The following is a 22494-nucleotide window of genomic DNA, read 5'->3' on the forward strand; positions in this document are numbered from 1 at the left end:
TTGCCCCCCCTTTTTTTTTTCCCCCCCCCCCTCCCCCCTCCCCCCCCCCCCCCCCCCCCCCCCCCCCCCCCCCCCCCCCCCCCCCCCACCCCCCCCCCCCCCCCCGGGGCGCGAGGATCAGCGTTCGGCCAGGACGATCACCGAGTCGCCGGGGCCGAGCCGGAGCGGACGTGACTTGTCCGGGTTGAGGACGACGCCGAAGTGCGGCGCCTCGTTCTGCCGATCCGCCAGGCGGTAGCCGATCGCGGTCTCGCCCCGGCGGCGGGCCGACTCGATCACCGAGGCGAAGTCGACCGGCGCCCCCGGCCGGACGTACCGTTCGGCCGGACGCGGGTAGATCTCCGAGCCCCGGGAGTCGAAGAGGCAGCCGAACACCTCGGCCAGGTGCCGGTTCTCGGCGAGCTGCGCCAGCAGCAGGCCGATCACCGTGTCGCTGATCACGATGTCGTCGGCCTCGGTCACCTCGGCCAGGCCCCGGTTGTGCTCGTCGTGCATCTCGCTGACGATCGAGTAGCGCTCGTGCAGGGTGGTCTGCATGTCGCGCAGGTGGAGCAGCGTCGTCAGGGTGCGGATGTCCGCGTGTCCGGGGTCGAAGCGGTCGTCGGAGAGCACGATCACGTGCTGGTAGAGGCCCAGGCCCAGCGACTCCAGCGCGTAGCGGTCGGAGGTGTCGCACTCCTTGACGTTCACCGTGAGGTTCTTCAGCCCGTCGAGGACGGCCGTCGCCCCCGGGTGGTCGGAGGCGATGTCCAGCATGGAGCCCGGCGCGACGTAGGCGTCCAGGTAGCGGACGATCTGGCGGCCCCGGCCGTTCCAGTTGAGGACCAGCGTGCGCTCGGGGCTCGGCCCGGTGCGCTCGTAGGAGACGATCGCCTCCTCCCGGGCGCCGGGCATGCCGTCGGCCAGATGGATCATCGAGTCGTCCTGGGCGATGACGATGATCTCGTCCGAGGCGGAGATCACGGTGTCCATGGGCGGGTTCAGCGCGATCCCGTCCGCCCGGCGCAGCCCGATCACCGTGGCGGTCTGGTAGGCCGGGAGCGCCGAGCCGTACGTCATGCCGGTGAAGTGCGGATCCGAGCGCAGGTAGATCTCGCCGCCGGTGAAGTCGAGCAGGTCCATGCAGACCACCGAGACGCCCGACTGCCGCGACGACTGCACGATGAGCCGGGAGGCGGTGTCGTCGGAGTCGACGAGGTGGACGTCCGGGCCACCGGCCAGGCGGGCGGCGGCCATGTTGGAGCTCTCGGCGATGGCGGCGACCACCGGGGGGTGGTCACCGTCGCGCCTGGCCAGGGCGAGCAGCGTCTTGATGACGTGCGCGTCGGGATTCTCCCCCTGCGGGGACAGGACGACCACCGAGCGGGCCGAGCCCAGGTTCATCAGGTCGAGGTCGGTCGGCTCGGAGGGGCGGCCGGTCCGGCAGACCAGCCGGGTCCTGCGGGTGTCGCCCACGAACTGCCGGATCTCGTCCTCCATGGCGAGCTTGTCCTTGTCGGCGAGGATCGCGATGACCGACTTGCGGTCGCTCGCGTGGGCCTGGACCAGCTCGCTGATGATGGTGAACACCTGCTCCGACCAGCCCAGGACCACGATGTGACCGGTCTCGATGATGCGGGACCTGCCCTTGCGCAGCTTCTCGAACCTGCCCATGAGCCCGTTGGCGAGGATGCCGACCAGCGCGCTGACGATGAAGATCCCGCCCAGTGACGCGATGAACATCAGGGCGACGAACGGCGCGCTCCCGGTGTCGGTGGCCACCTTGCCGGGGCTCAGCGTGCGCATCAGGGTCGTCCACAGCATGCCCGCGGCGCCGTGGTGCTCGGCGGCCTCGCGCGGGGTCAGCCACAGGCTCGCCGCCGTCACCAGCACGATCAGGCTGAACGAGATGAGGGCGAGCCACCCGATGAGGGCCGTCGTACCACGCGACATGGTGTTGTCGAACCAGTAGCGCAGCCGTTCCCGGAACGTCGCCCGTGACACGGATCGCCTCCCCCCGTGAGTGAACAATGTCAACGATCGCATGGAATCGTAGGCCACCACGGGGGTTCGGGTGTCTGACCGGGATCGGTCAGGCCCGCCGTCCCGCCCGTCAGGGCAGCTTGGTCCAGGGGCCCGGGGCGTGATCGTCCTTGGGGATCCACAGGGCGGGCTGGAGCTCGCGCAGCCTCGGGTCGCAGCCGTCGTTCCAGGGGAAACGGCCCGCGGCGTCGGGCCAGACGATCTCCATGAAGGGCAGCGGGGGCCGCTGGTAGAAGTGCAGCGCCGTGCCGAAGAGCGACCGGTACCAGCTCGTGTCCACCGGCTTGGCGACGACCGGGTAGTTCCTGATCACGTCGTCCCGCTCGCGACCCTCGGCCAGGTGGTGCCCGGCGGCGATCCCGTCGGCCAGCGTGCTGAGGCAGTTGCCCATCACGTCCACCCGCAGGCCGAACATGGCCACCTCGGGGGAGCGGAGCGTGTGCCAGAGCCCGACGGTGAACGCCCAGCCCGGCCCGTCCTCGTCCTCGGGGACCATGACGACCGCCCACCCCCGGTCCCGTACGTTCCGTATCGTCCGCAGATCCGCCTCGTCGAGCTCCACCTCGCTCCGGACACACAGCAGACAGTGACAAACAGGCTGGTCGGACATATACCGAGCGTAGTGCGCCACGGGCATCGAAGTGGACGGCGCGGGCCCGGCCCCGATGGCCGGGACCGGACGCCGGTCCGCTCTCGCGTGCGGCGCCCTCGGCCGCTCCCCGGCGGCCGGGCCCGGCCCCTCGCAATCACCGGGCCCGGATCCTGCGCAATCCACCGGGCCCGGCCCCTGCGCGGTCACCGGGCCCGGAGATCTCGTGGCAGGTCCCCCGGGGACCCCTCAGGGAAGATCACCGGGAGCGGAGGTCCCCGGGAGGATCCGTTCGGCGGGGGCTCGCCGCACCCGGCCGCCGGCCCGCCGTACGCCGGTCCTGGCGGGCGGGGCGACCGGCGCCGCGCCCGGCGTCCTGGCGGCCGGGCGGTGCCCGCCGCCCTCGACCTGAAGGCCCACGGCGTGCGCGACCTGCGACGGCGTCAGCTGCGTCGTGTCGACGACCTTCCCCTCGCGGATCAGCCAGGGCAGGGCGTCGAGGTAGTCCGGGAGGTGGTCCAGCCGCCACTGCCGGGCCTCGGGGTCGGCGGTGTCCTCCTCGATCCGCCGGGTCAGGGTGGCCTGGTCGGTGTGGAGCACGACATGGTGGACGGGGATGCGGGACCGCTCCAGCCGGGCCCGGATCTCCGTCCAGTACTTCTCGACGAGGACCGTCTGCGGGACCACGAGAACCCCTCCGACGTACGCGAGCAGCCGCCGGGCGGTCTCCACGACCAGGCCCCGCCACGGTGGCCAGTCCTGGAAGTCCTCGACCGGCGGCAGGTCCGGGACGTGCCGCAGCATGACGCCGACCTGCTCCGGATCGAAGAGCCGGGCCTCGGGGATGATCGAGACGAGCTCCCGCGCGGTCGTCGTCTTGCCCGCGCCGAATGTGCCGTTCAACCAGACGATCATGACATCGAGGGTAGCCACCCCGCCCGATCCTGTCGTACGGGGATGCGAGACTCGCATGTCCGCGACCCCGGCCGACCCCGGCCGACCCCGGCCGTGACGGCACGCGGGTCTCCCGCGTCGTTCAGTCCGGCGTGCGGGCGAACAGTTCGAGATGGAAGCACCGGGTGCAGCGGAAGGCCTCGACGTCCCAGCGGGTCTTCCCGAAGCGCTTCACGCCGCCGAAGATGCCGCGTTCCAGCGGACCCGCGATCCAGCGGGCGTAGCCGTGGGAGTGCTCCCCGCCGTCCTCGACGAATCCCGGCTCCAGGTCCGTGCCGTCACACTGGGTGCATCGCATGCCCGTATTGTGCCAGCGCCCCGATCCCGCGTCCCGGGGGATCTCCCTGCCCCGGGAGCCCGCGGGGACCGATGGCCACGGGCCGGAAAACCGGTCGACACGGCAGGAACCACCCTGGAAAACTGGCCACCGGCCATACCCGCAGGGGCCGCCCTCCGGCCGCGTCCGTCACCCCGTTCTCCCCCCGACCTGGAACGACCGGCCGTGAGCGCCGGGACGGGGGCACGCGGAAGATCATTCACAACGGTAGGTGAACCATGGACCCGATCGGCGAGAAAGAGATCCGCGGATCCTTCGTCAACTGCTCCAAGGGGGAGGCGCGCAGGATCAACCTGCCCAGGGCCCTGCCCGAGCTGCCCTGGGCCGATCTCGACTTCCTGGGCTGGCGCGACCCCGGCGCACCGGACCGCGGCTACCTGGTCGCCGGGCATCGGGGCGAGCTGGTCGGCGTCTGTCTGCGCGTCGCGCAGGAGGTCCGCAGGAGCTTCACCAAGAGCACCGTCTGCTCGGTCTGCGTCACCCCGCACCCCGGCACCGGGGTATCCCTGTTCGTCGCGCCCCGGGTCGGCGCCGCGGGCCGCCAGGGCAACACGGTCGGCACCTACATGTGCGCCGACCTGGCCTGCTCCCTGTACGTACGGGACATCAAGAGGTCCGAGCCCGGCGTGCGGTTCGAGACGCTCACCACCGAGGAGCGGATCACGCGGGCCGTCACCAACCTGGAGGGCTTCCTGGACAAGGTCTTCGACGGCGACCTGCGCTCGGCGTGAGCCGGTCCTGGGCCGTGGCCCGCGCTCGGCGTGAGCCGGCCCGGGGCCGTCGCGGACCCGCCCCGACCCCGGCCGGCAGGCGGTGAGTAGGCTCGTCACGACCGTGCTGAGCTGCCAGGACAGTGTCGCACCCGACTGGCCGAGAGATCGCCGTGAAACTCACCGAAGAACTGCTCGCGCTGCTGCGCCGGCCGAGCACCTGCTATCTCGCCACCTCGATGGCCGACGGCTCGCCGCAGCTGACCCAGACCTGGGTCGACACCGACGGCGAGCACGTGATCATCAACAGCGTGCAGAGTCACCTGAAGACCAGGAACATCGAGCGGGACCCGCGCGTGGCCGTCGCCGTCTCCGACCCCGCCGACCCCTCGCGCTACTTCCAGGTACGGGGCAGGGTGCTCAAGGTCGTCACCGAAGGCGCGGCCGACCACATCGAGATGCTCGCCCAGCGCTACCTCGGCACCCCCTACCCCTGGTACGGGGGCCGTGACCAGGTCCGCGTGATGTTCGTCATCGAGCCGGAGAAGATCAGCGGCATGGGCTGACCCTCAGGCCCGGAGGAACGCGTCGATCGGCCCGGTCTGGCCGAGGATGGCGTGACCGGCCTCGGGGAGCAGGTTCACGGTCGAGTGCGGGACGCACTCACGGACGCGCCGCGCGGTCCCGCGGGAGTCCAGCATGGCGTCCCGGCCGCCGACGATGACGAGCACGGGCATGTCCAGGCCGCGCAACGCCTCGTCGGAGAACACCGGCAGCCTCTCCCTGCGCGGGTTGAAGTGCGTGAACGTCAGGACGACGGCGTCGAGCACCTCCCGGTCCCGCTCCCCGTCCAGCCCTGCCACGGCCATCGCCGACTCGCGCAGCCCGCCGCGCCGGAACGGGCGGGTCAGCAGGGCCTTGAGGATCCAGCCGACCCTCTGCCGTCCCACGCCGCCGGGGCACAGCAGGGCCAGGCGGGTCACCCGCTCCGGGCGGCGGATCGCGTAGTCCAGGGCCGTCCAGCCGCCGAGGGACGCGCCGACGAACGCGGCACCGGTGATCCCGAGCCCGTCGAGTACGTCGTCCAGCCAGAGGGACACGGCGTCGGAGTCCAGGGCGGGACGCGAGGGCGCGCTCAGCCCCGGCTCGCCGACGAGGTCGACGGCGTACGTGCGGAAGTGCCGGGACCAGGTGGCGACGTCCTCCCGCCACATCGACGTGTTCGCGCCCGAGCCGTGCAGCAGCACCAGGGGCGGCGCGTCCCGGGGGCCGGAGGCGAGGACGAAGGTCTCGCCCTCACGGGTCGGCACCCGCAGGTGCTCGGCGGGGACCGGCCAGGCGTCCAGCACCCGCCGGTAGGTGTCGCGGAGCTCGCGCTCACCGGCCTCGGACTTGTAGATCGTGGTCATGGAACCACCTCCTCGGCCACAGTGAAGGCCCTGTCACCGTGACAAGGTCAACCCGCGTGACGGTTGACATCTCCCTTCCCCTGCTCTCATTATGAACAGGCATTCATGAACGAATGTTCACAACGTGGGCGTCGTGGCCGTACCGGAGACGAGGGACGGTCACGCCGTCCGGCGAGATCCACGGAAGGGATTCGATGTCCTCCATCGTCAACACCGAGCAGGCAGAGGCCTGGAACGGCTACGAGGGCAACCACTGGGCCGATCACCAGGACAGGTACGACGCCGTGAACAGCGGCTTCAACGACCACCTGCTGACGGCGGCCGCCATCGGCGACCACGACCACGTGCTCGACGTCGGATGCGGCAACGGGCAGCTGACCCGGCTGGCCGCCCGCCGCGCGCGGCTCGGGCACGCCACCGGGATCGACCTGTCGGAACCGATGCTGGCGCGGGCACGTGCCACCGCGACCGGCGAGGGGGTCGCCAACGTGACCTTCACCAGGGGCGACGCCCAGGTCCACCCCTTCGCCGCCGCGAGCTTCGACGTGGCCGTGAGCCGGTTCGGCATCATGTTCTTCGCCGACCCGGTCGCCGCGTTCGTCAACATCGGACGCGCCCTGCGGCCGCAAGGACGCCTGGCCCTGCTGTCCCTGCGGGGGATGGGCGACAACGAGCTGGGCGCCGTCTTCGGGGCGATGGCGGAGCACCTGCCGCCGGACCCTGCCCCGGCCGACCCCGGCGCTCCCGGACCGGAGTCGCTGGCCGACCCGGACCGCGTCCACGAGGTGCTCACGGGCGCGGGCTTCGAGAAAGTGTCCTCCACGCCCGTCGACGCGCCCCAGGTGTGGGGCCGGGACGCCGAGGACGCGAGCCGGTTCCTCGGAGCGTGGGGGCCGGTCCGCTTCCTGCTCGACCAGGTCGACGAGGCCACCGCGGCCCGCGCCCGTGACGCGCTCACCGAGGCGCTGCGCCCCTACGAGGAGCCCGACGCCGTACGGCTGCGCGGCGCCGCCTGGCTGATCACCGCCACCCGTACCTGACCGTTCCGCCTCGGCGCGGCCCCGGGCGGTCACTACGATGTGATGCGATGTCACCCAGAAAAGCAGCCGCCCTGCGTGACGGCGAGGGCGACCGGAGCCTGCGCGAGCACCTGATCGCCGCGGCCGGACGCCTCATGGCCCGGCGCGGCACGGCCGGGCTCACCGTACGCGACATCGCCCGCGAGGCGCAGGTCGCCGACGGCGTGCTGTACAACCACTTCGAGGGAAAGGAAGAGCTCCTCGCGCTCGCCCTGCACGCCCATGTCCGGACCGTCGAGCGCGAGCTGGGCGAGCGGCCCACCACGGCCGGGAGCGGGACGGTCGAGGACAACCTGCGCGCCTACATCACCCAGGGGCTGGCGCTGCACGCCGCGATCCTGCCCTCCTTCGCGGGCCTGCTCGGCCGGCCCGAGGTCCTGGTCCGGTTCGCGAGCCTGCCCAACCCCGTGGCGGGCGGGCGGGGACTGCGGGCGGACCTGGCCGCCTACCTGCGCGCCGAGCGGGACCTCGGCCGCCTCGCCCCGGACGCCAACACCGAGGCCGCCGCCACGATGATCATCGGTGCCTGCCACGAGCTGGTCCTGCCCCACCTGCTCGGCGGCGGTACGACGACCGCGCTGGAGATCCCCCCGGGGTTCGTCGACGAGCTGCTCAGCGTCGTCCTGAAGGGCATCGGCCCGGCACCGTCGTCCTGAACGGTGCTCGCTTCGGCACCGCACCTGTCGGCCTGAACGCTGTCGCCCCGTCCCGGCACGGCCGTTCCGAACGATGTCGCTCCGCCCCTCCTTTCCGAGCCGGACCAGGTCACGGGCGAAAAATGCGTATTCGATCGTCCCCTCGTACGAAAAAGCTCCCGAATTGGGTCTTATGGGCTGATCACGCGAATGCCATACTGGCCGCGCCCAAAACCTTGATCAGGGAGACCGATTCAATGCGCAAATCCTTCAAATCAGCCCTCGTCGCGCTCAGTGTCGTCGCCGCATCCGTCGTCTTCGCGCAGCCCGCAGCCGCCGAGACGCGCCACACCTGCCGGCCGTCCTACCTGACCAACAAGTGCGCCAGCGGCTACACCCCGGCCAGGACCGACCTGCACCGCGTGTGGATCGGCCTGGACACCACCTCCATCGCCACCTGGGAGGTCTGGGACCGCGAGACCGGCGTACGGGTGGGCCGCGGCACGGTCAGCCCGAACAAGAGCTTCCGCGGTGCGGTCAACGGCCTCTACGGCACGAAGTACCAGCTGACCATCAAGGCCGACTGGGGCACCTACGGGTTCATCTGCGACTGCTGACCACCTGCCCGCCACCGTACGGCGACCGTCGCCGCACGACCGGGCACGACGCGCGGCCACCGGGTGGTCCCCGTCCGTCGACATGACGGCCGGGGATCACCCGGTGGCCGTTCGCGTCCCCGGCCACCGACCCGGGCGAGATCCCTGGCTTCGCGACGGAAGGAACGACCTGGGATGCGCCGTCGTCATGCCCGGCTCAGTCGCGGTCGTACGGCCCCGTCCACCGGACCGGCGCACCGGGTCGTTCGGCCTCCGCGCCGGATGAGCCCAGCTCGAACCAGATGACGGTCCCGATGGAGTCGCGGTGGAAGCCCCAGCGGGTGGCGATCTCGTTGACGAGCACGAGCCCGCGACCTCCCGTGGCGGCCGGCCCGGAGTCCCTCGTACAGGGAACGCCGGAGGCTCCGGCGTCCTGGACGGTGACCAGTACGCCGTGAGCGGTGAACGCCACGGTGACGACGAACTCCCGAGGCCGGTCGTCCAGTTCGCCGAGGTCGGGCCCGTAGGTCTCGGTACGGGAGTCGGAGTGCCCGACGGCGTTGGTGGCGAGCTCGCTGGTCAGGAGCAGGGCGTCGTCGAGGAGCGGGTGACCGTCCCCCAGGAGCTCGGCGACGAAGTTCCGCGCCTGCCTGACCTGGTCACGACTGGCGGCGAACCGCTGGGAGATGACGGGCGTACGAGCCTGGGACGCCGACCATCCGGGTATCCGTCCCAGATGCGGTGACCACATCGCTCCCGGGAGGACCGGTCGAGTGGCGTCGCCGGTCGTCGTCCGGAATCGGTCGGCGAACACCCCGACGAGCGCGGACAGCAGTCGCACGGTCATTCCGGCCGTCCCCCTTCGCGTGCGATCCCGGTGTCGACCACGTCCGTCGTGTCCGCCGTATCGGTGTCGGCCGGTGCGCCGGTCGCGACGCCGCCGCGAGGAGAGCTCATACCTGAACCCCTCTCCGGTACGGCTCACGCCTGCCAGGCCGGAGCCGTACACCCGGTGGCGACTCCTGCCCGTGGGGCGGCGCGGCCATCGCGGCCGGTCGCGCGTGGCGTCCCCTGCCTGTGGGTGAGCTCGCAGGGGGATGGGCCGGTGCGCGCAGGGGCACGGTGGTCAGCGGGTTCGGCGTGACGTGTCCGGTCACGGGCGCGGGCAGCCGACCGCAGAGCCCGAGACGACGCCGGGCCGTCATGCGGGTACGGACCTGCGCCGGGGTGGGCTGCTCCCACAGGTGATCGGGCCGGTGCGGCAGGCCGGCGGCGTCGTGCGCGTACGGGGGATGACCGCACCAGCGACACCCGAGGGGCGAGGGCGGCCGCTCGGCATGCCAGCGGACCCTGACGATCTTAATGGTTCCCCTATGGTTGGACACAGGTCGCACCTCCACTGTGCGATCGAAGCTCTGCCCGGCGACCTCATTCGCCTGGCAGAGCCGCCTTCTACGACGTCGCCGACCACACTCGCGCCGTGGCCGGTGACCGAGCTTCCGTTCCGGGAAGCGCCGGTCCGAAGCGACACCTCGTCATCGAGGTCAGGTGGCCCGATCACCCGTATCAACGGCCGTTTCCGCATCCGTCGCTCCTTCACGCAGAGCGACGGTAGTGATGCGGAGAGGCAACGACATCAGTGCGGTTGATACTTTGGCGGGGACGGGAGCCAAGCGCGGTACGGCGGGTTACCGTGAGGCCATGGCCTACTCTGACCCGGCTGTGGAGAGTGTGGGAAGGCGCGTACGACGTGCTCGTAAGCGCGCGGGCATCACCCAGATCGAGCTGGCGCGACGCATCGGCCGCGCGCAGTCCTGGGTGTCCGGGGTGGAGAACGACAGCATCCCGCTGGACTCCATCGCGTTGATCAACACCCTCTCCCGGGTGTTGCGCGTCCACCCCAACGAGCTCACCGCGCGTCCCTACCGTGGCGACACGCCGGATGAGGATCGAGGGCACTCGGCGATCCAGGAGATCCGTCGTCAACTGGAACGCTACGACCTCGACCCCGAATGGTCCGGTGACGTACGCCCGATTCTCGAGCTGCGATCCGAGGTCGAACGTCTCATGTGGTTACGTCGGGAGACGCGCTATGCCGACATGGCCGACAGGACTCCTGCGCTGATCGCCGAACTTCAGGCGGCGACCCACCTCTGCCCTGACGCCGATCGCAGGAAGGCCTACCAACTGCTCTCGATCGCCTATCGGGCAGCCGACGCTGTCGCCTACAACCTCGGCTACGCCGATCTCTCGGTGATCGCCACCAACCGAATTCACTGGGCGGGAGAGCGAGCGGGAGACGTCTACAGTGAAGCGCTGTTCGCCTACCTACGGACCAGGAACCTGTGGGCCAGCACGTCATGGAACGACGCGCTCGCCGTGCTCGACATGGCATGCACGAAGATCGAGGGCGAGTACACCGCGGGTCATCCAGAGGCGCTGGCCGTCTGGGGAGGACTCCAACTGAGGGCCGCGATCACGGCAGCTCGTAAGAACGACGCCGATGAGGCATGGTCACGACACAGGCTCGCGGCCGAGGCGGTCACCCGACTTGGTGCACACCAGCGCACCAACTACTACGAGCTGTCCACCAACCAGCCCAACATCGACATCCACGGCGTAGCCATAGCCGTCGAACTGGGTGACGGACCGCAGGCCGTACAACGGGCACAGACGGTCCACCTCCCCAAGGACCTCCCTGCCAGTCGTGCCGGTTACCACCATCTGGACTACGCCCGAGGGCTGCTGTGGTGCGGTAAACGTGACGACGCCCTGACGGAACTCGAACGCGCGGAGAAGGTCGCTCCGATGCTCGTCCGCAACCACCCGATGGCCCAGCAGGCCGTACGAACGTTGCTGGAACTTGAGCGGTACGGGTATCGGGAGCGGATCCGGCGGCTCGGTGTGCGAATGCACATCCTTTGAGACCTTCGAAGGGAATCGATGGAGACTCGTATCCGAGGGAGGGGAAACCACTCTTATGAGGGTGGTTCGTGATCATTGTGAGCAGCCCTCATCGTCGAGGATCGACGAGCCGTGAACTCATCAAAGATTTTTTTGGCGGCCTGCTGGGCGTCCTCGTGCTCCCAGACGCGGATCACGAGCCAGCCCGCCGCCGTGAACAGGTCATCGGTCTCTGCATCACGTTCCCGGTTGCGTCTGACCTTTTCGGCCCAGTATTCGGCGTTGGTGGCCGACCTGGTGTGATGTTCCGGGCAGCCATGCCAGAAGCAGCCGTCAAGGAACACCGCGATCTTCGCTCGCGTGAACAGCAGATCGGCGGTGCGCCGTACGGTCGGCAAGGGACGAACCGACACGCGATAGCGGAGCCCTAGGGCGTGAACCGCCTTGCGCAGGGCCAGCTCGGGTTTGGTGTCTCGGCCTTTGTTCGCCTGCATGCTCTTACGAACCCCTGGGCTGGAGGCCTGCGCCGGCCGAGGGACGCTCATGCCGCCCACATCATCGAACTCGGGGTCCCGCCTGTGTGGACTTCCGTAGTGAGATCTCAGGACGCACGGAGATGCTCCGCCATGTGCCGAGCCAGTTCTTCCGCGAGAGGGACAGGGACGGCGTTGCCGATCTGTCGGGCGATCTCCAACTTGGTGCCACACCACCTGAAGTCATCCGGGAAACCCTGAAGACGAGCCGCTTCAAGGTGAGAGATGGCCCGAGGCTCGTCAGGATGTAAGTATCGCCCCTTCTCGGGCTTGAAGAACTCGGTTCTGATCGTCACGGACGGCTTGCCCCACACCAACCTTCCCATGACGTCTCCGGACCCAGTGGTGTGCTTCTTCCAGCAGTCCGCTTTCAGGTCTTCCGTCAGGTCGAAGCGGTTGCCTCCGGTGGGGATCGCCGCGAAGCGCCTCTCCGACAAGGACGTGTAGTTCCGGGTGATGTGAAGTTCTGAGGCGGTGTACGTCCCCGGCACCACCTTGCCGAAGGCGCTGAACTCTCGACCGGCGGGTAGGTCGACGTGACCCTTCGGGATCTTGGGTTCGAGGTCCGCCAGCACGTCCTTGATGGTCTTCCAGGCCGTGGCCGCCAACTGTGTGGGCGGGATCTCGATCTGTCGAAGATCTTTATGGGTGCCGATGACGATGGCGCGCCGACGTAGTTGGGCGGCCCCGAAATCGGTGGCCTTCAGAATATGAAAATCGATCTCATAATCCTTCAACCTGCCGGTTCTGGCTTCTGCCTGCAACTGGACGAACTGACGGGTCTTGAGAAACCGGTCGACGTTCTCGAGCAGGAACGCCTTCGGGCGGACTTTGACCAGCGTGTCGACGTAGCGCTCCCAGAGCTCGTTGCGTTCATCGTCTTCGCGCTTCGCGCCGAGATTGGAGAAGCCTTGGCAGGGAGGACCGCCGATGACGACATCGGCGGATGGCAGATCTCCTTGAATCCAGTCCGCGATGTCTCCGTGGTAAACGTGTTCCTCACCGAAGTTGGCCGCATAAGTGGCCGCTGCGAAGAGATTCTGTTCGACCGCGGCCACCGGAGTGAACGATCCGGTCGCCCGAAAACCTGCCGAGAGTCCACCACAACCTGCGAAAAGGTCGATGACGCGGAAGGGGGGAGTCGTGGCTTGGGAGGGATCGGACATCGACCTGTGATACCGCCCTCCATGCTACGAACCGGCGTTCGCATAATAAGGGCCGTCACGAAATCGTATGATCCAAAAGAGCCTAACGTTACCGGGGCGTGACAGGGCTTGTGGGGTCGAAGCGATGCCGTGTGATCGTGCTCAGCGTCTGAGGCGAGTCTTTCGGGCCCACCACCTTTAGAGTCGTCCCTGGTCAAGGCATATGGCAGGGCTGCGATGGGCTGTCGAGGCGGAAGATGTCCTCATCTGGGGCCGGTCGACGATCGACGCTCATGCGCTTTCGATCGTGATCGAGTCAACACTCATCGCGGCCCTCGGCCTCTGTCTTGCATGTGCTTATTGTCCGTTTTGTCGGGTGGACCATGAGGACATCACTCCCGTGACTCTCCGTTATGGATTCGGTGAGGGTCTGGAGTCCGGCAACATTCAGGATCACGCGCCTTCAACATCTCACCATGGCACGTTCCGCATTAATGTTCACAAAGCGGACGGCTTTTTGTTCCACTCTCGGCAAAGGTCGTCTTCGCGCCGTAATGTGATTCCCCTTCGGCCATGGCCGGGCATGGAGATGGTCAAGCGATGGGCGCACATCTCTTTGGAATGTCTCCCGATCGGGTATACGGCCGACGGGTCGGGTCGACTGGGATCCACGGAACGGTGAGGGAAGCGCGTGGGTGATGAGTTCGATCAGGTGTACGAAGTGTTCCGGAATCTCCTTGAAACCGGGACCCCGCAGGAAGCGGTGAAAAGCCTGCAGATCCTGCGTACGGATGACGACATCATCCAAAAGATCATCGCGCGTCACGAGCGGGAGATCATCCGAATCAGAGAGATGGAGGAGCCTCACTCTGTGGTGCTCGGGAACCGCGACACCTGGTACACCGGCCCACGCCCGCGTGACAAGTGTTGGCCGGCCATCGACGTCATGCTCCGGAAGTCGGACTGGTCGCAGGAGTCGATCAACAGCCTTGACGAGGCTTCGACCAGGATCGTGTCGCTGTTGAGCCATCCGAAGGAGAAGTCCTTCTCCACGCGTGGTCTCGTCGTCGGCTACGTGCAGTCCGGGAAGACGACCAACTTCACGGCGGTGATGGCCAAGGCCGCGGACCGTGGTTACAAGCTCTTCATCGTGCTCGCGGGGATCCATAACGGGTTGCGCCGACAGACGCAGGCGAGGCTCGTACAGCAGTTGGTCGAACCGAATCCCACGCGGTGGTCCCAGCTGACCGACATGGACAAGGATTTCGTTCCGACCGCCAACGCCGCCTCATTCTTCGGGAAGAGCAACAAGACGCATGTACTCTGCGTCGTCAAGAAGAACGCCACGGTGTTGCGTAAGTTCGCCACCTGGTTGAACTCTGCGTCGGATTACCTGCAGGACTGTCCGGCCCTCATCATCGATGACGAGGCGGACCAGGCGACGGTCGCGACCAGATCGATCAACCCGCTGATCCGTCGCATCCTGGACCGGTTGCCCAAGTCCGCGTACGTCGGATACACGGCCACTCCGTTCGCCAACCTCCTGATCGACCCGAGCGCGGACGATCTCTATCCGGAGCACTTCATCGTCAACCTGCCCAAGCCGAGTGGACATTTCGGCACCGAGGTCCTCTTCGGCCGGTACGCCCTCGACGGAGAGGATCCTGAGGAGGTCGATGACGGCTACGACATGATCCGACAGGTTCCGAAGGACGATGTCGAGTGCGTACGTCCTCACACGCGTGCCGAGGTTCAAGGTTTCACGCCGGAGATCACCGAGACACTCCGTGACGCGATCCACTACTTCTGGCTGAGCACGGCGGCCAGACGAGTGCGAGGCACAGGGAACCCGCACAGCACCATGCTGATCCACACCAGCGTCAACACCGCGGTGCACAACAGCTTTCGTGATCCTCTGTATCACCTGTGCGCGCAGATGAGAGGGCGGCTCGATGATCCGATCGTTCTCGACGACCTGCGCCGGCTATGGGACTCGGAGACCGCTCGTGTACCTGCGGAGGAGTTCGACGAGAACAAGGTCGAATTCGACGACCTCATGCCCCAACTGCCCAAGGTCCTCGACGATTGTCGGATCATCATGGACAACTCCAGCAGTGAGGATCGGCTGGACTACGAGAACGGGCCCGTCGTCGCCATCGCGGTCGGGGGCAACACACTGTCCCGGGGACTCACCCTTGAGGGGTTGTCCGTCAGTTACTTCGTGCGGGCAGTGTCCGCCTACGACACTTTGTTACAGATGGGGCGTTGGTTCGGTTATAGAAACGGCTACGCCGACCTGCCCCGCATCTGGCTGACGACGGAACTACAGGAGTGGTTCCGTCATCTGGCCACTGTCGAGACGGAGATGCGGCGTGACATCGACGTCTACATGACAGAGGACAAGACCCCCCTCACCTTCGCCGTCCGACTGCGCACACACCCGGCGCTGCGCGTCACGACCGCAGCCAAGATGAAGGCGGCGGTGAACGCCGCTTCCGCCTACGGGGGGCAACGTGTCCAGACCCGTTACTTCCACACCGACGCCGACTGGTTGAAGGTCAACCAGGAGGCGGCACGGACACTCATCATCGCAGCGTCCAATACCGCTGTCAGACGGCAGGAACGCCCTGAGGCCGGCCGCTATCTGTTCCGCGAGGTTCCCCACCAACATGTCATCGGGTTCCTGAACGCTTACCGTTTTCACGAGAAGTCGCAAGAATGCAATGCCGATCTACTGATCCGCTACATCGAGAAACGGGTGCGCGCTGCGGGGTCCCTTCGTCGATGGAACATCGCGATCATCGGCAATCCCGTCGGATCCGACGATCATAACTATGAGTTCGCTCCGGGCGTCGAGGTCGGGCGAATCGTTCGCGCCAGAATCCAAACCCCTGAAGCGGATTACGCCGACATCAAGACGCTGATGAGCCGTAGGGACGCCGCGATCGACCTGGAAGGGGACACCGGCCGGTTCGAAGAGAATCGGATCGTGGAGGAGCGTCTTCGGCAACTGCCCGGGATCGGTCTACTGACGATATACCCGATCGACAAGACGTCCCAGCCCGCACCCGCCAAGGTACGCCGTGCGCCGCTGAACGCCGCCGAACACGTCATCGGCGTCGGGCTCGTCTTCCCCAAGCCGAACGGTGACGACAGCACGGTCGAGTGGAACTACATCTCGGCGGACCTGTCCGGTGTGGAGATCGAGCAGGAGGACTTCAGCCCCATAGATGCCGAGGACATCGGGTGAGCCACAATGAGAACGTCCTCCGCGACCTCATCGAAGAACACTGGGCGGAACTGGCGGCAGAGCCGGTCTCTGCGACTCATGTGCTGCGCATGTCGGAACTCCCCGTCGACTCTGCGAACGGCGTTCTGGCTGCAGCGGTAGATCACGAAGGACATCGCCATCTTTTGGTGCCGGTCAAGGCGCACCAGAAGGTGCGACGCCGGCTCGACGGCCCCGTGCTGACGTTGAGGAGTCGTGCCCTGGAAGATGAGAACACCTTTCAGATCTACGCCGATCTGTGTTGTCTACGTACCGATCTGAACGACCTGTTCACCGGCCTGTGCGCGGACGTGCTCAAGACCGCGGGGGCTCAACCCGCCAATCCGATCAAAGCTCTCTATACGGTGCTCGACCGCTGGAAATCGTTGTTTCAGACAGGTAAAGCAGCACTCGGTGTGGAGCAGATGATCGGTTTGTTCGCAGAGCTCACCGTACTGGTGCGGCTCCTTGAAAAGGATCCGGGCGCCCAACGACTCTGGGTGGGCCCACGTGGACATCGACATGACTTCACGACCACGAAGAGGGCCGTCGAGGTCAAGGCCTCCGCCACTGTCGAAGGGCGTCGAACGAGGATCCACGGCCTGAACCAGTTGGAGGCGCCCGAAGACGGGACCTTGCAACTCGCCTGGTTCCGAGTGGCCCGAAGCGCCGATCGCGGTGATGGTCTGGCCGAGCTCGTGGCACGTGCGCTGCACCTGTGCGAGGAGGAGGTCGCGCTCCACGGTCTCTTGGCCGAAGCCGGATATCGGCCCGCCGATGCGGCCGCTTACCGCGACATCCGTTTCATGATCACTGAGGAGCGATGGTACGAAGTGGACGCGAACTTCCCCAGACTCATCGCTGAAGATCTCAGGAATCCGCGTGTTCCGGTCGCTGTTCTCGACGTCCACTACACGATCGATCTTTCTCGCGAGCCGCCGGTTCCTTTACATCCCGAGCAGATGAACGACCACCTCGCCGAGATGCTTGAGGAGTCCTCATGACCGACCCCGCCTGGTTCTCGGAGTCCTTTCCCGCAGGTGGTGCCAGCACCGCCGAGGGTATTCGCAATCAGCTCGGCCGCCCCAATCTGGATCTTCTGACGATCCTCGTACGGGAATCGACACAGAACAGCTGGGACGCCCGACTCGTCGATCGGGCGGAACCGGTCGACTACCGCATCGATCTACGGACGGTCGGGGCCGCTCATGCGGCGACATGGCGTGATCTGATGCAACGGAACGCTCCGCTTGATGAACAACTTCCGCTTCGTACGTCTTTGCGAAGTCCGACCATACGGCTCGCCGTCATTTCCGACCGCGGGACCAAAGGGCTGGGAGGACCCACCCGAGCGGACAACGCCATCACCAAGGACCATGACTTCGTATCCTTCGTGCGCAACATCGGCGAACCGAGAGACACCGAGCATGGGGGTGGCACCTACGGGTTCGGTAGAGGGGTCTTCTACCTGCTCTCCGGCTCTGGAACGATCCTTGTGCACACCCGTTGCAGGTCGGAATCCGGCCATGAGACTCGACTCATCGGTTGCGCCCTGTGGAAGAGCTACCTGGCACAGGAGGCGACAGGGGCTAAGCGCTACACCGGACGTCATTGGTGGGGGGATACATCCGGTGACGTCATCGAACCACTGGTCGGAACCGAAGCAGAGGCGATGGCACAGCGGCTCGGGCTGCAACCGTTCAAACCGGAAGAGACCGGCACCACGATCGTCGCGATCGATCCTCTGCTCGGGGAGGACCGACCCGCCGAGGTCGCGGCGTATCTCGCCGACACGATCGCTTGGCACCTTTGGCCCAAGATGCTCGAGACATCGACCGGTGGACCCGCGATGCGCTTCACCGTGACCTGTGACGGTGTCGACTTTCCGGTCCCTGATCCATACCTGACCCGCCCCCTCGACATGTTCGTCGCCGCTTACCGACGCATGACCTCCGGCGAGGGAAAAGTGCTGGAGTGCCGCAGGCCCAGGCGGCTTCTGGGCCGCCTCGGCCTTGAGAAGAGGGTCGCTCCCACACTGGAACCGACCTCGGCGGCGGTGACGGTCGGCATCGAATCCATCGTTCACCACATCTGTCTTCTACGAGCTCCGGAACTGGTGGTCACCTACCACGCCGGCCCGAAGCCTGCCAGCGAGCACATCTCGTACGCAGGTGTCTTTCGTGCCGACGAGGCGCTCGATGAGACGTACGCCAAGGCCGAACCACCGACCCACGATGCCTGGAATCCCCAATTCCTCGATCATCCACAGAACACGTACGTGCGAACGACCTTTCAACGCATCAAGGAAGCCCTGGAAGGTGTGCTCGACCTGGGCGGTGGCGCCCGTGGTGGATCTGCTCAGGTCGCGCTCGGCGCGGCCAGCAGCAAGTTCTCTCCCCTGGTCGGGGGGACGTGGGGGACGGGTGGAGCCACCGATTACGGCAAGCCGGGGGATGTGCGGATCGGTCCTCGCCCAGGCGCCGTGATCGGTTCCGATGAACCGGAGAAGGACGGCACCACGAAAGCGACGAACAGCGGCACGGCCTCGAGAGGTGACGTGAGTGGACTCTCGCCTGTCAGTACACCTTCAGGCCCGACCCCCGTTGCCAGACCTGTTCGTCGTCGTCCGCGCGTGGAGTACGTCCAGGACCCTTACTTGGACGAGCGTTCCGGCATCGCGGTCATCGTTCAGCCGTTCCGCCTTCCGGTTCCGGGACGGCAACGCGTCCATATCGACCTTGCCGTTGCTTTGGCCGGAACCGGAGGGCGTGAGACCGATCCACCGCTCGCCGCGGACTCACCGGCTCTCATCGGCTGGGAGGACAGTACCGGCATCATGCATCGAGTGGCGTCGCATGTCGTAGAGGGCGGAGACGGCGCGGTCTGGTACGCGATCGTCCGTCCGGCGGCCGACACGATGACCGAGATCGCCATCGTGACGAGAGCGATGGAGGTGGCGTCATGAGCCGTCGGATTCTTCCGTACCGGACTCCTTCCGACGACGTCCTGGAGCCCGATGAGTGGACGATGGTCGTCGGAGACGATGAGCTTCCGATGCCGGACGCGCTGCCCGACTGGGATTACCTGATGGATCTGAATCTTCGTCGGTCGGTTCGCGTCGACCTCGATCGAGCGCGTTCCGAGGCAGGGCTGCCTCCGGACTCTGTCTTGAACCTCACGGTCGTCTGGACGGCCACGGGGTCGAGTCTCAGAGCTCCCGCCGTAAGGATCCGCCTCGAAGAGCGAGGCGTGCGGAACATTGAGATGTCCGCACGGCTCAAGGGAGCCGATCTCGGTGGGTTGCTCATCCTGGACACGGTCCTGGTCCTGGCCGAGCCGTCACATGACGGCAACCCGGCCGCGGCCCGCCGAGCGGGCTCCGTGCTCTGGAGTGACCGCCATACGTTGCGATTGCAAGGAGATGCTCCGCAGTTCCCGATGGCCGTCATCGACTTCTCCAAGACCTCCTTCCCCGAAGGCGCAGCCTCGCATTTACAGATCAGCAGCAACCTTCTCGGCGCCACCATGGGGTCTCTCCTGCTCCTGATCAACGAACAGAATTCGGTGACGGCGACCGCTTTCCGAAATGCGAGCAGGCCCAGATCGATCGATCGAGTTGTTTTGTCGGCCGTGTACGCCGATGTCGCTCGGGTCATGATCGAGCATGCTCTACGACACCCTGACTTCGTCGATGAGACGACCTTTCCGGAAGAAACTCTGGGGGCCACTTTGACGGCTCTGTTTCATCGATTGTTCCCAGGCTCCTCGATCAATGATATGCGTTTACGTCTTGAACAGGCGCCCAGCCTCTTCACCTCTGATCTTCAAGCCGCAGTGAAAATCTTCGAGGACGTCTGATGGGATTCCTCTACCCCCGCCTTCTGAGCGGCCAGGCAAAACCACTTCATGAGACCTATCGGCGGTTGTCGCTGGCCGAATTGACGGAGCGTGCGGCCACGACTCACGAGTCCGCCGTCTATGTCGCCACCGGCGGTGATCGAGTTCCTGCGAGGAGGCTTCAGGAGCTACGCGAAAGAAGCATCGATCTCGCTCGACAGGCCGGATTCCCCAATGAGTCCACTCGGGAGCACCGTGCCGACCTGGACTTGTGGCTCGCGGCCACCCTTCACTCTGAAATGGGCATCGTGCCCGCTGAGGCCGCCTCGGGAGATGTCTGGGCGTTTCTCGCCCTCGTCCTGCTCCCGGACGTGGCCTACTGGCGCTATCCGCAACCGCCTGGAGATCGCGTTCGTGGTACGGACATCACTCGTCACGTGTTCGGCCGTTTATGGTGGCGTGCCCACCTCGTCCATTCGCCGGACGATGCGAACTCTTATGCGGCGCTCAAGATCCTTGGAGAGGCCGCATTCGATCAGATCTATGCTCGACGTAAGGCGCTCGGTGGAAGCCCGCACCTTGTGAAGGCCATCCTTCGAGTATGGAACGATTTGGATCTCAAAGGGCTCGAGGAACGAGCCGTTCTTCGAGACTTTTTGAAACGACTTCTTCGTCTTGCTCCGTTCACGCTCTTCGACGCCCTGGACGAGGGCAATCTCGATGCCGAGCTCCGTACCGCCGCCATGGCGTCCGTCGCGGCCATTCATAACGTTTCTCTGGTGAATCCCGAGAACCTTGGAAAAGAGTTGATCAACTGACGTTTTCGTGAATTATCCCGGCCGGACCTCGTCGCCGACTCTCAGTTCGCCCAGGTTCCTGGGCACCAGGCGGATGCCGAACCAGGTATGTCCGTCCCAGCGGCGGTGTTTCGCCAGGGTCCTCAGGGGTTCCTTGCCGCGCTCCTGGGTGTTCGGGTCCCAGATGGTGACAGCACAGCGGTCGCACAGTACCGAGACGCGAAAGTCGACCTCGCCGATGCGGACCGACGTCCAGGTGTCCTCCGCGAAGGGCTTCGCGCCGTCGATGACGACGTTGGGCCGGAAGCGGGCGATGTCGAGGGGGTCCGGGGGGTGTTCCTGGTGTTCCATGGCGACTTCGGTGATCCAGTCGTCCAGGCGCCGGAGCGAGCTCCTGGAGACGAGCAGGAGGGGGCCGTCCCAGAGGCCGCCGTGTTTCTCGGTGACGGTCCGGCGTTCGGGGTCGTCCAGCCAGACGAGGCGGGCGGGCTTGCCGAGCAGGCAGGTGAACCATTCATGGGCGTCGGCGTGGGCGAGTACGGCTCGGTCGAGAGTGGAGCAACTGAGCGGGAGCATGTCGCCGGTGGCCGGGGGGACCGTGAGCTCGCCCATGTCCTTCGCCGACAGGTGGAGGCCGCCTTCGGGGGTTTCGACGGCCGAGACCGAGAGGAGCCGGGGGTGTTCGCCTACCCAGATCAGTTCTCCCAGCGGGCCCACCACTCCCCAGCGACGGTCGCCTTCCAGACCCCACGGCAGGACGTGAGCGGACGAACGAGGGATGCCTTTGGCGGACCTGAGGGGGTAGGTGCGGATCTCCTCTACTTCCATGGAACGAGAATAGGAAAAAGAGTTCCCTGGGAATATGGACCTGGACGCGGCTCGTCAGACCGGACCAAGGTAGCGGGCGTCGATGACGTCGTGGCGGCGCTGGCCGAGGTACCAGTCACCGGCGTCGCCGATGTCGATCATCGCGCGCAGTACGGCAGGTTCCCCGCCGGCCGTTTCGGCGACGACCTCGCCCCTCGGGGAGACGATCATCGTCGGGCAGTGGGTGACCGGATCTGCGACGTTGGCCGACAATACCCATCGCTGGTTCTCGGCCGCCCGGCTGATCAGGTGGCTACGCCATACCCCGTACGGCTCGGTGGGGTTGGCGGCATTCGTCAGATACACGAGCATCTGTGCGCCGCAACGGGCGAGGTGCTGCCACTGCTCGGGGAAGCGGATCTCGCGGCAGATCTGCGTCCCGACGGTGACCTCTCTCGCGGGAAGCGTGAGCCGGTGCACGGGAAGGGCGGAACCGGCGGTCAGTACGCCGCGCTCGTTCATCGCCAGGTTGATCTTTCGGTAGGTGTGTCGCCCACCTTTGGGGGTGAGGATGAGAGAGGCGTTCCACCACTGCCCGGCGTCGGGAATCAGTGATCCGCAGATCACATGGACACCGGTTCGCGCGGCCACCTCGGCGAGCTCGACGATGGCCACTTCCAACTCGGCCGGATCCAGCCGGGAAAGCGGAGTCAGGTCGGCGCCGTAACCGGACAGGGCTCCCTCGGGGAAGACCATCAGGTCGTCATCGGTGCAGGTTTCGACCACTTGTGTGATCTCGTTCAGGTTGTCGAAGATGCTCCAGGAGATCGGGATCTGGGCAACGGCCGCGCGCACGAGCATGAGCCAGGAAG

21 protein-coding genes are annotated in these 22494 nt (G+C 66.5%); 11 read left to right on the forward strand and 10 right to left on the reverse strand.

The features are described 5' to 3' along the window. Positions 1–117 precede the first annotated feature (117 nt). From ACZ6RT_RS20495 to ACZ6RT_RS20510, 4 genes are all read right to left on the reverse strand, one after another. Complete coding sequence (locus ACZ6RT_RS20495) at positions 118–1983, reverse strand: CASTOR/POLLUX-related putative ion channel (RefSeq protein WP_470155340.1); 1866 nt, start codon at positions 1981–1983, stop codon at positions 118–120. Between the two features lie 109 nt (positions 1984–2092). Next, positions 2093–2584: a DUF4262 domain-containing protein gene (locus ACZ6RT_RS20500; RefSeq protein WP_399193893.1), complete on the reverse strand. Its 492-nt coding sequence runs from the start codon at positions 2582–2584 to the stop codon at positions 2093–2095. A gap of 276 nt (positions 2585–2860) precedes the next feature. Beyond that, positions 2861–3526, reverse strand: a complete 666-nt coding sequence (locus tag ACZ6RT_RS20505) for a P-loop nucleotide/nucleoside kinase family protein (RefSeq protein ID WP_470155342.1) — start codon at positions 3524–3526, stop codon at positions 2861–2863. 121 nt (positions 3527–3647) lie between these two features. Further along, positions 3648–3863 carry a hypothetical protein gene (locus tag ACZ6RT_RS20510; protein WP_399193889.1) on the reverse strand — a complete coding sequence of 72 codons (216 nt, stop codon included), beginning with the start codon at positions 3861–3863 and terminating at the stop codon, positions 3648–3650. 257 nt (positions 3864–4120) lie between these two features. On the opposite strand from ACZ6RT_RS20510, the gene ACZ6RT_RS20515 reads away from it, so the two are divergent. Together ACZ6RT_RS20515 and ACZ6RT_RS20520 are read left to right on the forward strand one after the other, a co-directional pair. Continuing rightward, positions 4121–4633: an FBP domain-containing protein gene (locus ACZ6RT_RS20515; RefSeq protein WP_399193887.1), complete on the forward strand. Its 513-nt coding sequence runs from the start codon at positions 4121–4123 to the stop codon at positions 4631–4633. Positions 4634–4785: 152 nt separating this feature from the next. Further along, complete coding sequence (locus tag ACZ6RT_RS20520) at positions 4786–5178, forward strand: PPOX class F420-dependent oxidoreductase (protein ID WP_470155345.1); 393 nt, start codon at positions 4786–4788, stop codon at positions 5176–5178. Between the two features lie 3 nt (positions 5179–5181). Here the strand turns inward: ACZ6RT_RS20520 and ACZ6RT_RS20525 are convergent, their stop codons facing one another. Next, positions 5182–6021: an alpha/beta fold hydrolase gene (locus ACZ6RT_RS20525; protein WP_470155347.1), complete on the reverse strand. Its 840-nt coding sequence runs from the start codon at positions 6019–6021 to the stop codon at positions 5182–5184. A 194-nt stretch (positions 6022–6215) separates the two neighbouring features. Here ACZ6RT_RS20525 and ACZ6RT_RS20530 point away from each other — a divergent pair, with 194 nt between their 5' ends. The 3 genes from ACZ6RT_RS20530 to ACZ6RT_RS20540 all read left to right on the forward strand — a co-directional run bounded on the left by ACZ6RT_RS20530 (position 6216) and on the right by ACZ6RT_RS20540 (position 8352). Further along, positions 6216–7061, forward strand: coding sequence for a class I SAM-dependent methyltransferase (locus ACZ6RT_RS20530; protein ID WP_470155348.1), 846 nt, complete (start codon positions 6216–6218; stop codon positions 7059–7061). Between the two features lie 47 nt (positions 7062–7108). Further along, the gene (locus ACZ6RT_RS20535) at positions 7109–7756 is read left to right on the forward strand and encodes a TetR/AcrR family transcriptional regulator (RefSeq protein WP_399193879.1); all 648 of its coding nucleotides are present in this window, start codon (positions 7109–7111) and stop codon (positions 7754–7756) included. 236 nt (positions 7757–7992) lie between these two features. Next, positions 7993–8352, forward strand: coding sequence for a hypothetical protein (locus ACZ6RT_RS20540; RefSeq protein WP_470155350.1), 360 nt, complete (start codon positions 7993–7995; stop codon positions 8350–8352). A gap of 196 nt (positions 8353–8548) precedes the next feature. Here ACZ6RT_RS20540 and ACZ6RT_RS20545 read toward each other — a convergent pair whose 3' ends face one another. After that, positions 8549–9178 carry an ATP-binding protein gene (locus ACZ6RT_RS20545; protein ID WP_470155352.1) on the reverse strand — a complete coding sequence of 210 codons (630 nt, stop codon included), beginning with the start codon at positions 9176–9178 and terminating at the stop codon, positions 8549–8551. Between the two features lie 854 nt (positions 9179–10032). Here ACZ6RT_RS20545 and ACZ6RT_RS20550 point away from each other — a divergent pair. Beyond that, the gene (locus tag ACZ6RT_RS20550; RefSeq protein ID WP_470155354.1) at positions 10033–11256 is read left to right on the forward strand and encodes a helix-turn-helix domain-containing protein; all 1224 of its coding nucleotides are present in this window, start codon (positions 10033–10035) and stop codon (positions 11254–11256) included. A gap of 53 nt (positions 11257–11309) precedes the next feature. Here ACZ6RT_RS20550 and ACZ6RT_RS20555 read toward each other — a convergent pair whose 3' ends face one another. Both ACZ6RT_RS20555 and ACZ6RT_RS20560 read right to left on the reverse strand, forming a co-directional pair. Continuing rightward, a complete protein-coding gene (locus tag ACZ6RT_RS20555; protein ID WP_470155356.1) occupies positions 11310–11780 on the reverse strand; it encodes a very short patch repair endonuclease in 471 nt (156 codons plus the stop codon). A 56-nt stretch (positions 11781–11836) separates the two neighbouring features. Continuing rightward, the gene (locus ACZ6RT_RS20560) at positions 11837–12934 is read right to left on the reverse strand and encodes a DNA cytosine methyltransferase (RefSeq protein ID WP_470155358.1); all 1098 of its coding nucleotides are present in this window, start codon (positions 12932–12934) and stop codon (positions 11837–11839) included. A 670-nt stretch (positions 12935–13604) separates the two neighbouring features. Between ACZ6RT_RS20560 and ACZ6RT_RS20565 the strand changes: the two genes are divergently transcribed. Genes ACZ6RT_RS20565 through ACZ6RT_RS20585 form a run of 5 tightly spaced genes read left to right on the forward strand, consistent with a single transcriptional unit; the run spans position 13605 to position 20836 of the window. Next, entirely contained in the window at positions 13605–16163 is a 2559-nt protein-coding gene (locus ACZ6RT_RS20565; protein WP_470155360.1) for a Z1 domain-containing protein, read from the forward strand. Continuing rightward, entirely contained in the window at positions 16160–17185 is a 1026-nt protein-coding gene (locus ACZ6RT_RS20570) for a PD-(D/E)XK motif protein (RefSeq protein WP_470155361.1), read from the forward strand. Before ACZ6RT_RS20565 ends, ACZ6RT_RS20570 begins: the two co-directional genes overlap by 4 nt. Further along, positions 17182–19146 carry a hypothetical protein gene (locus ACZ6RT_RS20575; protein ID WP_470155363.1) on the forward strand — a complete coding sequence of 655 codons (1965 nt, stop codon included), beginning with the start codon at positions 17182–17184 and terminating at the stop codon, positions 19144–19146. Before ACZ6RT_RS20570 ends, ACZ6RT_RS20575 begins: the two co-directional genes overlap by 4 nt. Further along, positions 19143–20039, forward strand: coding sequence for a hypothetical protein (locus ACZ6RT_RS20580; protein ID WP_470155365.1), 897 nt, complete (start codon positions 19143–19145; stop codon positions 20037–20039). The genes ACZ6RT_RS20575 and ACZ6RT_RS20580 overlap by 4 nt, the downstream gene beginning before the upstream one ends. Next, positions 20039–20836: a DUF6339 family protein gene (locus tag ACZ6RT_RS20585; protein ID WP_470155367.1), complete on the forward strand. Its 798-nt coding sequence runs from the start codon at positions 20039–20041 to the stop codon at positions 20834–20836. The genes ACZ6RT_RS20580 and ACZ6RT_RS20585 overlap by 1 nt, the downstream gene beginning before the upstream one ends. Positions 20837–20848: 12 nt before the next feature. On the opposite strand, the gene ACZ6RT_RS20590 is transcribed toward ACZ6RT_RS20585, so the two are convergent. Together ACZ6RT_RS20590 and ACZ6RT_RS20595 are read right to left on the reverse strand one after the other, a co-directional pair. Further along, a complete protein-coding gene (locus ACZ6RT_RS20590) occupies positions 20849–21643 on the reverse strand; it encodes an MOSC domain-containing protein (protein WP_470155368.1) in 795 nt (264 codons plus the stop codon). A 54-nt stretch (positions 21644–21697) separates the two neighbouring features. Further along, a complete protein-coding gene (locus ACZ6RT_RS20595; protein ID WP_470155370.1) occupies positions 21698–22483 on the reverse strand; it encodes a carbon-nitrogen hydrolase family protein in 786 nt (261 codons plus the stop codon). Positions 22484–22494 lie beyond the last annotated feature (11 nt).

This window comes from Streptosporangium sp. NPDC050148 (assembly GCF_055586505.1).

Excerpts from the sequence above, each read along its gene's own strand:
- ACZ6RT_RS20515 (WP_399193887.1), top strand. The coding sequence starts at position 4,121 with ATGGACCCGATCGGCGAGAAAGAGATCCGCGGATCCTTCGTCAACTGC.
- ACZ6RT_RS20505 (WP_470155342.1), bottom strand. The coding sequence starts at position 3,526 with ATGATCGTCTGGTTGAACGGCACATTCGGCGCGGGCAAGACGACGACC.
- ACZ6RT_RS20595 (WP_470155370.1), bottom strand. The coding sequence starts at position 22,483 with ATGCTCGTGCGCGCGGCCGTTGCCCAGATCCCGATCTCCTGGAGCATC.
- ACZ6RT_RS20535 (WP_399193879.1), top strand. The coding sequence starts at position 7,109 with ATGTCACCCAGAAAAGCAGCCGCCCTGCGTGACGGCGAGGGCGACCGG.
- ACZ6RT_RS20555 (WP_470155356.1), bottom strand. The coding sequence starts at position 11,780 with ATGAGCGTCCCTCGGCCGGCGCAGGCCTCCAGCCCAGGGGTTCGTAAG.
- ACZ6RT_RS20550 (WP_470155354.1), top strand. The coding sequence starts at position 10,033 with ATGGCCTACTCTGACCCGGCTGTGGAGAGTGTGGGAAGGCGCGTACGA.
- ACZ6RT_RS20545 (WP_470155352.1), bottom strand. The coding sequence starts at position 9,178 with ATGACCGTGCGACTGCTGTCCGCGCTCGTCGGGGTGTTCGCCGACCGA.
- ACZ6RT_RS20530 (WP_470155348.1), top strand. The coding sequence starts at position 6,216 with ATGTCCTCCATCGTCAACACCGAGCAGGCAGAGGCCTGGAACGGCTAC.
- ACZ6RT_RS20510 (WP_399193889.1), bottom strand. The coding sequence starts at position 3,863 with ATGCGATGCACCCAGTGTGACGGCACGGACCTGGAGCCGGGATTCGTC.
- ACZ6RT_RS20580 (WP_470155365.1), top strand. The coding sequence starts at position 19,143 with ATGAGCCGTCGGATTCTTCCGTACCGGACTCCTTCCGACGACGTCCTG.
- ACZ6RT_RS20590 (WP_470155368.1), bottom strand. The coding sequence starts at position 21,643 with ATGGAAGTAGAGGAGATCCGCACCTACCCCCTCAGGTCCGCCAAAGGC.
- ACZ6RT_RS20525 (WP_470155347.1), bottom strand. The coding sequence starts at position 6,021 with ATGACCACGATCTACAAGTCCGAGGCCGGTGAGCGCGAGCTCCGCGAC.
- ACZ6RT_RS20575 (WP_470155363.1), top strand. The coding sequence starts at position 17,182 with ATGACCGACCCCGCCTGGTTCTCGGAGTCCTTTCCCGCAGGTGGTGCC.
- ACZ6RT_RS20585 (WP_470155367.1), top strand. The coding sequence starts at position 20,039 with ATGGGATTCCTCTACCCCCGCCTTCTGAGCGGCCAGGCAAAACCACTT.
- ACZ6RT_RS20560 (WP_470155358.1), bottom strand. The coding sequence starts at position 12,934 with ATGTCCGATCCCTCCCAAGCCACGACTCCCCCCTTCCGCGTCATCGAC.
- ACZ6RT_RS20540 (WP_470155350.1), top strand. The coding sequence starts at position 7,993 with ATGCGCAAATCCTTCAAATCAGCCCTCGTCGCGCTCAGTGTCGTCGCC.